This is a genomic window from Ferrovibrio sp. (assembly GCF_965278975.1).
In the GTDB taxonomy this organism is placed as follows: domain Bacteria; phylum Pseudomonadota; class Alphaproteobacteria; order Ferrovibrionales; family Ferrovibrionaceae; genus Ferrovibrio.
The window spans coordinates 1,016,167-1,029,837 of record NZ_OZ257126.1 but is presented as its reverse complement, the minus strand read 5'-3'; the positions used below and the strand labels follow the sequence as shown (position 1 = coordinate 1,029,837).

Sequence of the window (13,671 nt, the reverse complement as noted above, 5' to 3'; positions counted from 1 at the left end):
TCTACCTGCCCTGGAAGGCCGGCTTGCGCTTGCCCTTGAAAGCGGCAATGCCTTCGCCGATATCATCGCTGCCGAAAGCCGTGGTCTGTGTGAGGGCCTCGGTTTCCAGGAAGCTTTCCAGCGGCAGGTTATAGGCGCGTTGCAGCAGGCCTTTCGCCAGGCCATAGCTGGCGGTGGGGCCGGCGGCGAGCTGCTCCGCCAGCTTGAGGGCCTCTTCCGTCAGCTTGTCGGCTGCGATCACGCGGCTCACCAGGCCGATGCGCAAAGCTTCCTCGGCATCCACATCGCGGTTCGAGAACAGGATTTCCTTGGCCCGCAGCATGCCGACGGCGCGCGGCAGGGTATAGGCGAGGCCGAGATCAGGCACGGCGGCGATGCCGAAGAAGCCAGACCGGAAGCGTGCCTCGGTGGAGGCCAGCACATAATCGCCGGTCAGCGCCAGGGCAAAGCCGGCGCCGGCAGCAGCACCGTTCAGCGCCGTGATCACCGGCTTGCGCGCGGTGAGCAGCGGCAGCAGCCAGTTGTAGTTGCCGCGCATACGGGCCTGGCTGCGCAGCGTGCCGCGCTCGTCCATGGCGCGGATATCGCCGCCGGCACAGAAGGCGCGGTCGGTGCCGGTGATCAGCAGGCAGCGCACGCTGTCGTCTTCCAGCAGCACAGGCAGATGCTGGCTCAGCCCGGCCTTGATGGTGGGTGACAGGGCGTTCATCGATTTTGGCTCGTTCAGCCGCAGCATGGCCACGGCACCCCGGCGCTCCAGCACCACGGCGTCAGTCGTTCCCGGCTCACTCATCGCCGTATCCTCCCAGGGATCATATTGAACTTGCGAAGTGACGTTTCATTATGCGAAATTGTCGGGCAATGAACAATGGTCCTCTAGGGAGGGATTCGGCATGCTGCGGCTGACCGCCTCGCTGCATCGCGCGGTGCAGATCCGGCCGGCGCATCCTGCGGTGATTTTCGGCGACAGGCGCTGGACCTGGACCGAATTCACCGACCGCGTGGCGCGGTTTGCCGCCGTGCTGCGGCAGCTTGGCGTGAAGCCCGGTGATCGCGTTGCCATGCTGGCGCATTCCAGCGACCGCTATCTGGAATTCTACTACGGCACGATGTGGGCCGGCGGTGTGATCGTGCCGGTTTCCACCCGCTATGCCCTGCCTGAAACCGCCTTTCTGCTGAATGACAGCGGTGCCGAAATCCTGCTGGTGGATGATGAATTCTCCGCCCAGGTAGCACAGTTGCGCCCGCTGGCGCCGGGCCTGCGGCATGTGATCTTCACCGGCGAAGGTACGCTTCCTGCCGGCCTGCTGGATTACGAGGCGCTGCTGCGCGCCGCCAGCCCCTGCGAAGATGCCGGGCGCGGCGGCGATGATCTGGCGGTTTTGTTCTATACCGGTGGCACCACCGGGCGTTCCAAGGGCGTGATGCTCAGCCATGCCAACATGCATATCAATTCCTACAACTCGATCATCCATTGCGGCCTGCGCGATGTGGTCGGGCTGCATGCCGGGCCGCTCTACCATGCCGCCGCCGGCAGTCGCGTATTCACCAACTCGATCCTCGCCGGCACCCATGTACTGATCCCGCGCTTCACCGTTCCGGCTTTGCTGCGTGCGCTGCATGATCACCGCATCACCATGGTGTCGATGGTGCCGACCATGCTGACCATGGTGCTGAACGAGCCGACACTGGATAGCTACGACCTCTCGGCCCTGGAACTGATCGGCTATGGCGGCGCGCCGATGCCGCCGGCAACGCTGGAGGCGCTGATGCGGCGGCTGCCGCATGTGCGCTTCAGCCAGGCTTATGGCATGACCGAGCTTTCCCCAGCCTGCACATATCTGGACCCGCTGGACCACACGCTGGAACCCGGCGTGGCGCATCGCCTGGCTTCGGGTGGACGAGCGGCGCTCGGTCTCGATGTGCGCATCGTCGATGCAGAGGACCGCGAAATGCCGCGCGGCGAGATCGGCGAAATTGCCGTGGCCGGCGCCACGGTGATGCTCGGCTACTGGCAACAGCCGGAACTTACCGCCCAGGCGATCCGCAACGGCTACATGCATACCGGCGATCTTGGCTACATGGATGACGATGGCTATGTCTATGTGATGGACCGCCTGAAGGACATGATCGTGTCGGGCGGCGAAAACGTCTACACGGTGGAAGTCGAGAACGCGATCCTGAAACATCCGGCGGTACGCGAATGTGCCGTATTCGGCATCCCGCATGAGCTTTGGGGTGAGGCGGTACATGCCGCCGTGTCGCTGAAAGACGGCGCCGAAGCCTCTGCCGAGGAACTGATCGAACATTGCCGCCAGCTTATTGGCGGCTTCAAGATTCCGCGCAGCGTCGAGTTCCGCACCAGCTTCCCGCTTTCGGCGGCGAACAAGATTCTGAAATCCGAATTGCGCAAGCCCTTCTGGGAAGGGCGCGCGCGGTCGGTCAATTAAGGCAGGAGTATTCGGCGTGCATCAGGGCATCGTCAGCGGCAGGCAGAATCGCACCGATGCGCAGGTGGAGGCGCGGGTGCAGCGCCTGGCCGGCGGTTTCAGGGCGCTCGGCATCGCGCAGGGCGATTGCGTTGCCATCCTGATGCGCAACGACATCGCTTTCATGGAAGTGACTTACGGCATCATGCGGCTGGGGGCTTATGCCGTGCCGGTCAACTGGCATTTCAAGCCGGAGGAAATCGCCTATGTGCTGCAGGATAGCGGCGCCAAGGCGCTGATCGGCCATGCCGACCTGCTGAACCGGCTGCGCGCTCATGTGGCGCCTGAAATCCTGTCGGGGCGCCTGTTGCTCTCGGCGCCGCCGCCGGAGGAAGTGGTGGCTGCCTACAAGCTGGCGGCGGCGGATTGCGCAGCGCCCGAGGGCGTGCTCGATCTTGAAACCTGGCTCACTTCGCAGCCGGCCTATGATGGCCCCAGCCTGCCGGCGCCGCAGAGCATGATCTACACGTCGGGCACCACCGGCGCACCCAAGGGTGTGCGCCGCATGGCGCCGACCCCGGCTGAGGAAAAGGCCACCACCGCCATGCGGGCGCTGATCTATGGCGTGAAGCCCGGCGTGCGCGCGCTGCTGCCCGGCCCGCTCTATCACTCGGCGCCGAATGCTTTTGCCGTGCGCGCCGGCCGGCTCGGCGGCGCCCTGGTGCTGCAATCGCGCTTCGACCCGGAAGAATTCCTGCATCTGGTGCAAGAAGAACGCATCGATACCGCCTTCATGGTGCCGACCATGTTCGTGCGGCTGCTCAAGCTGCCCGAGGATGTACGGCGCAAATACGATATCTCGTCGCTGAAATTCATCATCCATGCTGCCGCACCCTGCCCGCCGGAAGTGAAAACCGCGATGATCCATTGGTGGGGGCCGATCATCCATGAATTCTATGGCGGCACTGAAACCGGTCCGGTCAGTTTCGCATTGCCGGAGGATGCGCTGAAAAAGCCCGGCACGGTGGGTCGTGCCTCGCCGGGCGCGGAAATCCGCATCGTCGATGATCAGCTCAAAGCCCTGCCCATCGGCAGCATCGGGGAAATCTATGCCCGCATTGAGGGCTATCCGAATTTCACCTACCACAACAAGCCGGAGAAGCGCGCCGAGGTCGATCTCGATGGCCTCGTCACCTGTGGTGATGTCGGCTATCTGGATGAAGATGGCTATCTGTTCATCTGCGACCGCAAGCGCGACATGGTGATTTCCGGTGGCGTGAATATCTATCCCGCCGAAATCGAGGCCGTGCTGGTGGGGCTGGAGGGCGTGCAGGATTGCGCCGTGTTCGGCGTGCCGGATGAGGAATTCGGCGAAAGCCTGCTGGCCGTGGTGGAGCCGCGTCCCGGCGTTACCCTGGATGTACCGGCCTTGCGCCAGGAACTGGCGAAGCATCTCGCCGATTACAAAGTGCCGCGCCGTATCGAGATCGGGGCGAACCTGCCGCGCGAGGATTCCGGCAAGATCTTCAAGCGCCGCCTGCGCGATCCCTATTGGGAAGCGGCTGGCCGGAAGATTTGATTTTAATCACTTGTCATTCCCGCGAAAGCGGGAATCCCATTTAAGACTTAATGGGACTCTCGCTTTCGCGAGAGTGACGATAAAAGGGGGTAATAAAAAAGCCCGGGACTTTCATCCCGGGCTTTGTGTTTAGGCGTGTTACCGATCAGCCTTCGTAGCGGCCGACGATGGAGATCGAGCAGACATTCTGGTGCGGGAAGCCGCCCAGATTGTGGGTCAGGCCGAGGCGCGGCGGCTGCTTGCGCTGGCGCTCACCGGCGCGGCCCAGCATCTGCAGATACATCTCGTAGATCATGCGCAGGCCCGAAGCGCCGATCGGGTGGCCGAAGCATTTCAAGCCGCCATCGATCTGGCAGGGAACGCTGCCATCGGCATCATAGAAGCCATCCAGCACATCACGGATGGCCGTGCCTTCCGGTGAGATATGCAGATCTTCCATGGTCACCAGTTCGGTGATCGAGAAGCAGTCATGCACCTCGATCAGGCTGACTTCCTCGCGCGGGTTCTCGATACCGGCTTCCTGATAGGCGCGCTTGGCGGCGATGCGCGTGGTGGCGAAGTAGCTGCCATCCCAGGAGTTATGCTGGGCTTCCAGGCCATTGGAGACCGAAAGCTGCAGCGCCTTGACGCTCACCAGGTCCTTCTTGCCCAGGGAGCGGGCGATTTCCGGCGTGGTGACGATGGCACAGGCGGCGCCATCCGACACGCCGCAGCAGTCGAACAGGCCGAGCGGCTCGGCAATCATCGGTGCGTTGAGCACCGTATCCAATGTGATCTTGTTGCGCAGATGCGCTTTCGGATTCTTGGCGCCGTTATCGTGGCTCTTCACCGAAATATGCGCCATGGCGCGCTTCAGGTCCTCGGGCGAGGAACCATGCTTGGCGCGGTAGGCGGCGGCGAGCTGGGCGAAGCTGCCGGGCGCGGAAAGATTCGGCCAGGTCTGGTTGTTCAGCGTGCCGCGGCCGCGCTGCGGCAAGCCGCCATAGCCGGTGTCTTTCAGCTTCTCGACGCCGAGCGCCAGGGCGATATCCGCCGCGCCGGAGGCGACGGCATAGACCGCGCCACGGAAGGCTTCGGTGCCCGAGGCGCAGAAATTCTCGACGCGGGTTACCGGGATGAACGGCAGGCGCAGGCCGACGGCGAGCGGTACGGCGGATTTGCCGACATGCTGTTCCTCGATGGCGGTGCCGAGCCAGGCGGCATCAATCTGCTTGGTCTCGATGCCGGCATCCTGCAGCGCTTCGGCATAAGCCTCAACCATGAGGTCCTGGGCTTCCATGTCCCAGCGCTCGCCGAACTTCGAGCAACCCATACCCAGAATGGCGACCTTGTCGCGAATACCCTTTGGCATGTTTAACTCCCCTGTGCTGCCGCGGCTGGCGCAGCTTTCCAGAAATAGCGGCGGAAGCCGCGTTGGTGATCCACATCCTTGACCCGGAACATCATCCGCATCGACTGGCCGACGGCAAGCGCGCCGGCATCGATGTCGGTGAAGTCCATCATCCAGCGGCCACCCTCATCGAACTGGATCATGCCGTAGCAGGCGGGCGGATCCGGCGAATAGGTGAGGCGGTCGGCGGTGTAGGAATTGATCTTGCCGATCTTGTCGGCGAAGGGATGCGGCTGCTGGCTGTCGATGGCGTTGCAATTCGGATTGACGCAGATGCGGCTGATCGGGAATTGCAGGGTGCCGCAGCGCTTGCATTCGCCACCCATGAAGCTGGTGACGGCGGCGCGGTTGCGCCACAGCGATGACAGGGCGGTCTGCTTGTCGACTTCGGAGCGCATGCCGCGCTCCAGCTCCATATTGTCGTTGAAGGCGAGGAACTTGTTGTAATTCGCCTCCGGCTGGCGGCGTGCCAGATGGCCCTTCACGCCGAGCCGTGCCGGCAGCTTGGCGAGTGCCGGCGTCACCTCGAACAGCAGTGCATCGGCGCCCTGGCCGAAGCCGACCACCAGGATCAGGTCGCCCGGCTTGGCTTCCTCAAGGGCTGCGGCCAGCATCAGCAGCGGATGCGCAGTGCCGGTTTCGCCGCACACGGCATGCAGGTTGTCGCGTACCGCAGCGTCATTGATGCCTGCCGCCTTGGCCATGGTGTTGGCCAGCTTGGGCAGCACGGCGGGCATGCAGAAATGCGTCACGTCAGCCGCGTTCCTGCCGGCCTTCTCCAGGCAGCGCTTGATCACCGGCGGCACGATCTGGCTGTAGCCGGCATCGCGGATCCAGCGTTCTTCCCAGCCGTAATCGCCGCCGGATTCGGCCGTGCGGTAATGATCAACGAAATCCGCCGAGCGGGTGGCCGATCCCAGCAGCACGGCGATGGCATCGCCTTCGCCGACCAGTATAGCCGCCGCGCCGTCGCCGGCGGCCATTTCCACCGGGCTGGCGGGTTTGGCTTCGCGCTTGTCGGCAGCCACCAGCAGGGCGGTTTCACGGCCCTGCAAAGCCTGCAACAGGCCGGTGGTGGCGGCGCGCTGGGTACCGGTGAGGTCCTGGGCGCCGATTTCCTCATCCAGGCTCAGCGCCTCGGCCACCAGACTGGCATTCAGGCGGTCGAGGAAAGGGAAGGTGGTGGAGGCGAAGCGCAGCGCCTTCACGTTGCTGCGGCCCTGGCCGGCCAGGGCATCGCGGCAGGCTTCCACCGCCATGGTCACCGGGTCTTCATCCCAGTTGCAGATGGCGCGTTCGCCCTTGGCCTGGGATTTCAGCGCCGCGTTGAACCAGCTATTGGCGTCGGCTATGGCCTTCCGCGCCAGCCGCAGCCGGGGGATATAGGCGCCGAAACTGAGAATGCCGTGACTCATTGGTGCTTATCTCCGCAATCAGATCGGGTCCCAGGAGAAGACGTCGGCGGAACGCTCCAAGGCATAGAAAGAGCCCTTCAGCGCCGGCATACCGTGTTCGGCCAGGCTCTGGCAGGTCCAGCCTTCTGCGCGGTGTACCGAGCGCACCGGCCGCGACTGGCCCATCAGGAAGATTTCGTTCATGCGCACGGCGAAGATCTGGCCGGTCACGTCCTTGGCGGCATCGCCGAGCAGGTAGACGCTCAAGGGCGCGATCTTTTCCGGCCCCATCGCTTTCATCCGCGCCACACGCAGCTTTTCGGCTTCCGTGTTGGTGGGGATTTCGCCGATCAGGCGGCTCCAGGCAAACGGCGACACGCAATTGGAACGCACGTTGAAACGTTGCATGTCCAGCGCGATCGACTTCGACAGGCCGACGATGCCGAGCTTGGCGGCGGCATAGTTCGCCTGGCCGAAATTGCCCACCAGGCCGGAGGTGGAGGTGAAATGCACGAAGCTGCCGCTGTTCTGTTCGCGGAACAGCCGGGCCGCCGCATGGGACATATAGAAGCTGCCCATGAGATGCACTTTGATCACGATCTCGAAATCCGCCACGCTCATCTTGTGGAAGATCGAGTCGCGCAGGATGCCGGCATTGTTCACCACGCCATCAAGGCGGCCATACTTGTCCAGCGCGCTCTTGATGATGTTGTTGGCGGTGGCGGGTTCGGCCACGCTGTCGAAATTGGCAATCGCCTCGCCGCCCTTGGACTTGATCAGATCGACCACTTCCTGCGCCGGCTCCTGGCTGGCGCCGCTGCCGTCGCCGCCGCCGCCGAGGTCGTTGACCACCACGCGGCCGCCTTCGGCCGCTGCCAGCAGGGCGATCTCGCGCCCGATGCCGCGCCCCGCGCCAGTGACAATAACCACCTTGCCGTCGAGAGCTCCGTTCCCGCTCATCCCGTTTCCTCCGGTTTTGATTAGTCTATCAGTTGTTAGATTTGCACCCTAGGGAGGCTTGAGTCAAGAATTACGAAATCCCATTTCATTTGACGAAACGATGCTGCCGGGGCAGAGTGCCGGCCACAAAGTTTGAGGAAACCCCAAGGAGACGCTCCATGGCCGCCGCCGCAGCCCTGTCCGACCTGCCTGCCTATACCGAGGAGCATGAACTGTTCCGCAACACCGTGCGCAAGTTTATTGCCGCCGAGGTGGCGCCGCATCATGCGCGCTGGGAGGAACAGGGCGTGGTGGACCGCAGCGCGTGGCAGAAAGCGGCGGAATATGGCCTGCTGCTGACCAATATCCCGACCGAATATGGCGGCGGCGGCGCCGATTTTCTCACCAGCGCGATCATGGTGGAGGAAATGGCGCGCGGCATCTATTCCGGCCCCGGCTTCCGCCTGCATTCCGATATCGTGGCACCCTATATCCTGCATCACGGCTCGGAAGAGCAGAAGCAGAAATGGCTGCCGCGCATGGCGCGGGCCGAGACCATCACGGCAATTGCCATGACCGAGCCGGGCGCGGGCAGCGACCTGCAGGGCATCCGCACCACCGCCGTGCGCGATGGCGACCACTATGTCATCAACGGCCAGAAAACCTTTATCACCAATGGCCAGCTGGCCGACCTGATCATTGTTGCCTGCAAGACCGACGCCTCGGCTGGCGCCAAGGGCATCAGCCTGATCCTGGTGGAGGCCAGCACGCCGGGCTTCAGCCGTGGCCGCAACCTGGAAAAGGTCGGCATGAAGGCGCAGGACACCTCGGAACTGTTCTTCCAGGATGTACGCGTGCCGGTAAGCAATGTGCTGGGCCAGGAAGGGCGCGGCTTCGCGCTGCTGATGACCGAATTGCCGCAGGAGCGCCTGCTGGTCGGCATCACCGCTGTCGGCGTGATGGAAGCCGCTTATGAAATGACCCTGAACTATACCCGCGAGCGCAAAGCCTTCGGCAAGCCGCTGGCGGATTTCCAGAACAGCCGCTTCCGCCTGGCGGAAGTGAAGACGGAAGTGCATGTCGCGCGCACTTTCCTCAACGACTGCATCGCCAAGCATATGCGCCGCGAACTGGACGTGCCGACCGCCGCGATGTGCAAATGGTGGCTGTCGGAACTGGAGAATCGTGTGGTCGATACCTGCGTGCAGCTTCATGGCGGCTACGGCTATATGTGGGAATATCCCATCGCCCGCGCCTTCGCCGATGCCCGCGTGCACCGCATCTATGCCGGCTCGAACGAGATCATGCGCGAGATCATCGGCCGCTCGCTGTAAGCCACAGAAAAAGAAGACCAGGGGAGGGCGCCGCCATGGCGATCGACTACCAGAAGCTCAAAAATTGGCACTTCGCCGATATCGAGCACACCTATACCAGCCGCGACACGATCCTCTATGCGCTGGGCCTGGGCTGTGGCGCCGATCCGCTGGATCTCGAAGAACTGCGCTTCGTCTATGAAGAAGGCGATGGCCTGCTGGCGCTGCCGAGCATGGCGGTGGTGCTGGGCTATCCCGGCTTCTGGCTCAAGGACCCCAATACCGGCGTTGACTGGCGCATGGTGCTGCATGGCGAGCAGGGCATGATCCTGCACAAGCCCTTGCCCAGCGCCGGCACGGTGGTCGGCAAGAGCCGCGTCACCGAAATCGTCGACAAGGGGCCGGGCAAGGGCGCGCTGCTGTTTTCCGAGCGCGACGTGATCGACAAGGCCAGCGGCGACCTGCTCTGCACGCTCACCTCCACCACCTTCATCCGTGGCGAAGGCGGTTTCGGCGGTCCGCCCGGTCTGAATGGCGGCCCGGTGCCAGCACCGCATCCGATTCCAGAGCGTGTGCCGGATCAGACGCTGGATATCCCAACCTTGCCGCGCGCGGCGCTGATCTATCGTCTATCCGGCGATTACAATCCGCTGCATGCCGATCCACGCGTGGCACAGGGCGCCGGCTTCCCGAAGCCGATCCTGCATGGCCTGTGCAGCTATGGTGTGGCCACTCGTGCCCTGTTGCGCGCCTGCTGCGGCAACGATCCGGCGCGGCTCAAGACCATGCAGCTGCGCTTCACCGCGCCGGTCTATCCCGGCGAAACCATCCGCACTGAAATCTGGCGTGAGGCTGAAGGCGTGTCATTCCGCGCCCGCGTGGTGGAACGCGACCTTGTGGTGTTGAACAACGGCAAAGCCAGCTTTGTTTAACCCCTAGCGCGTCGAAATGAAATTTCATCTCGCGAAATAGGTGTTGTCGCCACGGGCGGCGGCTGTTATCGTTTCTCCAGAGACCGCAAAAGCGGCCGAGCCCTGATTTGGGCCATATTGGGAGGATAACGATGGGTCAGCGCAGCATCGCGGGCAGCAAGGCTGTCATTAATCGTCGGCAATTCGGCCTTGGTGCGGCGGCACTCGGCTTTGCCCTGCCCGCCATCCGCCCGAGCTATGCTCAAGCCGCCACGGTCCGCGTCGGCGTCATCAATTCGATGAGCGGCAATCTGGCCGCCTATGCCCAGGAAGGCCATCCGGCTTTCCTCTACGTCATCAACAAGATCAATGCCTCGGGCGGCATCAAGAGCATGGGCGGCGCCAAGATTGAACTGGTGGTCGCCGATGATACCAGCCAGCCGGCACGCACCGCCGCCGAGGCCCGCCGCCTGATCACGGAAGAGAAGGTTGCCTTCCTCACCGGCACGATTCTTTCGGCGCAGATGCTGGCGATCACGCCGGTGCTGGATGAATTGAAGATGCCCACCCTTTCGGTCTGGGCCGGCGGCTCCAAGTCGCCCTACATGTATTCGCTGGGCTATCCCTATGATCGCGGTTACGCCCAGTCGATGCATGATTTCGTCGTCTGGCTGCGCGACAAGCAGGGCTACAAGCTCAAGACCGTGGCGCCGGCCTATTCCAATTATGAAGCCGGCCAGCAGGTGAACAATTTCCTGGTCGACAAGCTGAAGAAAAGCGGCTTCGAGATCATCGGCGAGGCGCCGCTGGACACCAAGGCGCAGGACCAGACCGCGGCGATGATCCGCATCCGCTCGCTGAAGCCCGATCTCGTCACCGGCCTGGTGACACCGCGCGACGGCATCCTGATGCATCAGGCGCGCTTCAACGTGAACTACCACGGTAGCCTGTTCGTCGGCGGCACCGGCGGCTACACCGATCTGTCGCTGTGGCGCGATCTGGGGCCGGAAATCGGCAAGTCGGTGCTGACGCGCAATCTGTTCGGCATGACCGGCTTCTCCGCCGGCGCCAAGATGGAATCGATGCAGAAGATCATTGCCGAGCTGCGCGATACCGCCAAGCTCAGCATCATTGGCCAGGGCGCGATCCAGGCGGCGCAGGCAGCCCGTGTCGTGCAGCGCACATTGGAAGGCGCCGGTTCCACCGATCCGGCGGCAATCCACAAGGCGCTGGCGGCGGTGAAGTTCCCCAGCGGCGACCCGGACCTCTATGTCGCCAAGCCGCAGGGCCTGGCCTTCGCGGAAGACCGCCTGCCGGCGGATGGTTCGGCGATGTTCATCCAGTGGCTGGAGAATCAGGGCCAGGAAGTGGTGTTCCCGAGTGAATTCGCGCAAGTGAAGCCGCGGGCCCGCACCTAAATCATGGCATTGCTCGAAGTCGATGCCGTCACCAAGCGCTTCGGCGGCCTGGTGGCGGTGAATTCGGTCAGCTTCAAGGTCGATACCGGAGACATCCTCGGCATCATCGGGCCGAATGGTGCCGGCAAGACCACGCTGTTCGCGCTGATCTCCGGTTTCCTGCCCATCGATAGCGGCGAAGTCCGCTTCGAGGGCCAGCGCATCAACGGCGTGCCGCCGCATCATCTGGTGCGGCGCGGTCTGGTGCGCAGCTTCCAGATCGTGCAGACCTTCGCCGATATGTCGACGCTGGACGTTGTGGCCACCGCCGCCCTGGTGCGGCGGCCTTTGCGCGAGGCGATCGATTTCGCCGCTCACACGCTCAAGCGCGTCGGCCTTGGCGGCAAGGAACTGCTCACCCCGGCCTCGCTCTCGCTGCAGGACAAGAAGCTGCTGGAAGTGGCGAAATGCGTCGCCACCGAGCCGCGTTTCATTCTGCTGGACGAAGTGATGGCCGGCCTCACCATGGCCGAGACCGAAGCGCCGATTGCTGCCATCCGCGATTTGCATGCCCAGGGTGCCACCATTGTCATGGTGGAGCATGTCATGCCGGTGATCATGCGGCTGGCCACCAAGATGGTGGTGATCAATTTCGGCGAGAAGATCGCCGAAGGCACGCCGGCGGAAATCATCGAGGATCAACGCGTCAAGGACGCCTATTTCGGCGAGCATCTCGATGCTTGAACTGCGCAACATCACCGCCGGCTATGACGGCGTCGCCGTGCTGCATGATGTGTCGGTCACCGTGCAGCCGGGCGAGATCGTCGGCCTGCTTGGCGCCAACAATGCCGGCAAGTCGACCCTGATCAACTGCGTTTCCGGCATCGTGCCGGCAAGCGCGGGCCAGATTCTGTTCGAAGGCCGCGATATCACCGCCATGCCGGCGAAGCAGCGTGTGGCTGCCGGCATCGTGCAGGTGCCGGAAGGCCGCCTGGTCTTTCCGGAAATGAGTGTGCGCGAGAACCTGCTGCTCGGCGGCCTCAATCCCACTGCCAAGCCGCATCGCCCGGCGGAATTCGAGCGCGTGCTGGAAATGCTGCCACGCCTGAAGGAACGCCTCTCCCAGGATGCCGGCACGCTTTCCGGCGGCGAGCAGCAGATGCTGGCGATCGGGCGCGGCCTGATGGCGCGCGGGCGGCTGCTGATGCTGGATGAGCCCTCGCTCGGCCTCGCGCCGCTCTTCGTGCAGTATATTTTCGAGATCATCGATCAATTGAAGGCCGCCGGCATGACGATCCTGCTGGTGGAACAGAATCTCAATCTGACATTGAAGCATGCCGACCGCTGCTATGTGCTGGAGCGCGGCCGCATCGCGGTTGAGGGTGTGGCCGATGCGGTGCGCGACGATCCACGCACCCGGCGCGCCTATCTCGGACTCTAGGGGGCGGATATGGAAGAATTGCTGCAAGCCCTCAGCCAAGGCCTGCTGATCGGTTCCACCTACGGACTGCTGGCGCTCGGCATGGGCCTGGTCTATGGCGTCAGCGGCATCGTCAATTTCTCCCATGGCGATTTCGTCTCGCTCGGCATGTTCCTCTGCCTGGCGGTCTATTCGCTCACCGGCATGGACCCTTATCTCGCCATGCTGATCGGCGTACCGGTGCTCACAGCACTCGGCGGCCTTGCCTACCATTTCCTGATCCGGCCGGTGGCGGGCCATCACCTGCTGATGGTGATCCAGCTCACCCTCGGCCTGTCGCTGCTGTTGCAGAATGGCCTGCTGATGGGCTTTGGCGGCCAGCCGGTGCGGGTGCCGTCGATGGTGGAATCCAAGCTGGTGATCGCCGGTGATGTGATCATGCGCCTGCCGCATATCATCGCCTGCATATCCTCCTTCGCGCTTGCCATCCTGCTCTACATCATGCTGCGCGCCACCGATATCGGCCGCTCGATCCGCGCTGTGCACCAGAATCCGCGTGCCGCCGCGCTGATGGGCATCGATGTGCCGCGCGTGCGGCTGTTCACCTTCGCGCTCGGCATCGGCATCCTGGCCATTGCCGCAGCCCTGCTGATTCCCGGCACGCCGATTCATCCGAACCAGGGCCTGCGCTACACGGTGATCACCCTGCTGGCCGTGGTACTCGGCGGCATGACCAACTTCGTCGGCATCATGCTTGGCGGCATCGTCATCGGCACGGCGGAAGCCATGGGCACGATCTACCTGTCGCACACCCTCGGCATGCTGCTGCCCTATATCATTTTCGTGCTGATCATGCTGTTCCGGCCGCAAGGCCTCACCTGGAAAACCCGCTAGGAGAG

12 protein-coding genes are annotated in these 13,671 nt (G+C 63.4%); 8 read left to right on the top strand and 4 right to left on the bottom strand.

Annotation, left to right across the window (positions count from 1 at the left end):
• Position 1 precedes the first annotated feature (1 nt).
• Positions 2-793, bottom strand: coding sequence for an enoyl-CoA hydratase/isomerase family protein (locus tag ACQY7X_RS04855; protein ID WP_428248730.1), 792 nt, complete (start codon positions 791-793; stop codon positions 2-4).
• 100 nt (positions 794-893) lie between these two features.
• On the opposite strand from ACQY7X_RS04855, the gene ACQY7X_RS04850 reads away from it, so the two are divergent.
• Together ACQY7X_RS04850 and ACQY7X_RS04845 are read left to right on the top strand one after the other, a co-directional pair.
• A complete protein-coding gene (locus ACQY7X_RS04850; protein WP_428248729.1) occupies positions 894-2,450 on the top strand; it encodes a long-chain-fatty-acid--CoA ligase in 1,557 nt (518 codons plus the stop codon).
• A 16-nt stretch (positions 2,451-2,466) separates the two neighbouring features.
• Positions 2,467-4,008 carry an acyl-CoA synthetase gene (locus ACQY7X_RS04845; protein WP_428248728.1) on the top strand — a complete coding sequence of 514 codons (1,542 nt, stop codon included), beginning with the start codon at positions 2,467-2,469 and terminating at the stop codon, positions 4,006-4,008.
• A gap of 145 nt (positions 4,009-4,153) precedes the next feature.
• On the opposite strand, the gene ACQY7X_RS04840 is transcribed toward ACQY7X_RS04845, so the two are convergent.
• From ACQY7X_RS04840 to ACQY7X_RS04830, 3 genes are read right to left on the bottom strand one after another with little or no spacing between them, the layout of a single operon-like run.
• On the bottom strand, positions 4,154-5,359 hold the full coding sequence (locus ACQY7X_RS04840; RefSeq protein ID WP_428248727.1) for an acetyl-CoA acetyltransferase: 1,206 nt from the start codon (positions 5,357-5,359) through the stop codon (positions 4,154-4,156).
• Positions 5,360-5,361: 2 nt separating this feature from the next.
• Positions 5,362-6,813, bottom strand: coding sequence for a hydroxymethylglutaryl-CoA synthase family protein (locus ACQY7X_RS04835; RefSeq protein ID WP_428248726.1), 1,452 nt, complete (start codon positions 6,811-6,813; stop codon positions 5,362-5,364).
• 18 nt (positions 6,814-6,831) lie between these two features.
• Entirely contained in the window at positions 6,832-7,752 is a 921-nt protein-coding gene (locus ACQY7X_RS04830) for an SDR family NAD(P)-dependent oxidoreductase (RefSeq protein WP_428248725.1), read from the bottom strand.
• A 158-nt stretch (positions 7,753-7,910) separates the two neighbouring features.
• Between ACQY7X_RS04830 and ACQY7X_RS04825 the strand changes: the two genes are divergently transcribed.
• From ACQY7X_RS04825 to ACQY7X_RS04800, 6 genes are all read left to right on the top strand, one after another.
• A complete protein-coding gene (locus tag ACQY7X_RS04825; RefSeq protein WP_428248724.1) occupies positions 7,911-9,065 on the top strand; it encodes an acyl-CoA dehydrogenase family protein in 1,155 nt (384 codons plus the stop codon).
• A 35-nt stretch (positions 9,066-9,100) separates the two neighbouring features.
• Positions 9,101-9,976: a MaoC/PaaZ C-terminal domain-containing protein gene (locus ACQY7X_RS04820; RefSeq protein ID WP_428248723.1), complete on the top strand. Its 876-nt coding sequence runs from the start codon at positions 9,101-9,103 to the stop codon at positions 9,974-9,976.
• Between the two features lie 131 nt (positions 9,977-10,107).
• Complete coding sequence (locus ACQY7X_RS04815) at positions 10,108-11,373, top strand: ABC transporter substrate-binding protein (protein ID WP_428248722.1); 1,266 nt, start codon at positions 10,108-10,110, stop codon at positions 11,371-11,373.
• A gap of 3 nt (positions 11,374-11,376) precedes the next feature.
• Complete coding sequence (locus ACQY7X_RS04810) at positions 11,377-12,096, top strand: ABC transporter ATP-binding protein (protein ID WP_428248721.1); 720 nt, start codon at positions 11,377-11,379, stop codon at positions 12,094-12,096.
• Positions 12,089-12,793 carry an ABC transporter ATP-binding protein gene (locus tag ACQY7X_RS04805; protein ID WP_428248720.1) on the top strand — a complete coding sequence of 235 codons (705 nt, stop codon included), beginning with the start codon at positions 12,089-12,091 and terminating at the stop codon, positions 12,791-12,793. The genes ACQY7X_RS04810 and ACQY7X_RS04805 overlap by 8 nt, the downstream gene beginning before the upstream one ends.
• A 9-nt stretch (positions 12,794-12,802) precedes the next feature.
• Positions 12,803-13,666, top strand: coding sequence for a branched-chain amino acid ABC transporter permease (locus tag ACQY7X_RS04800; protein ID WP_428248719.1), 864 nt, complete (start codon positions 12,803-12,805; stop codon positions 13,664-13,666).
• Positions 13,667-13,671: the final 5 nt, after the last annotated feature.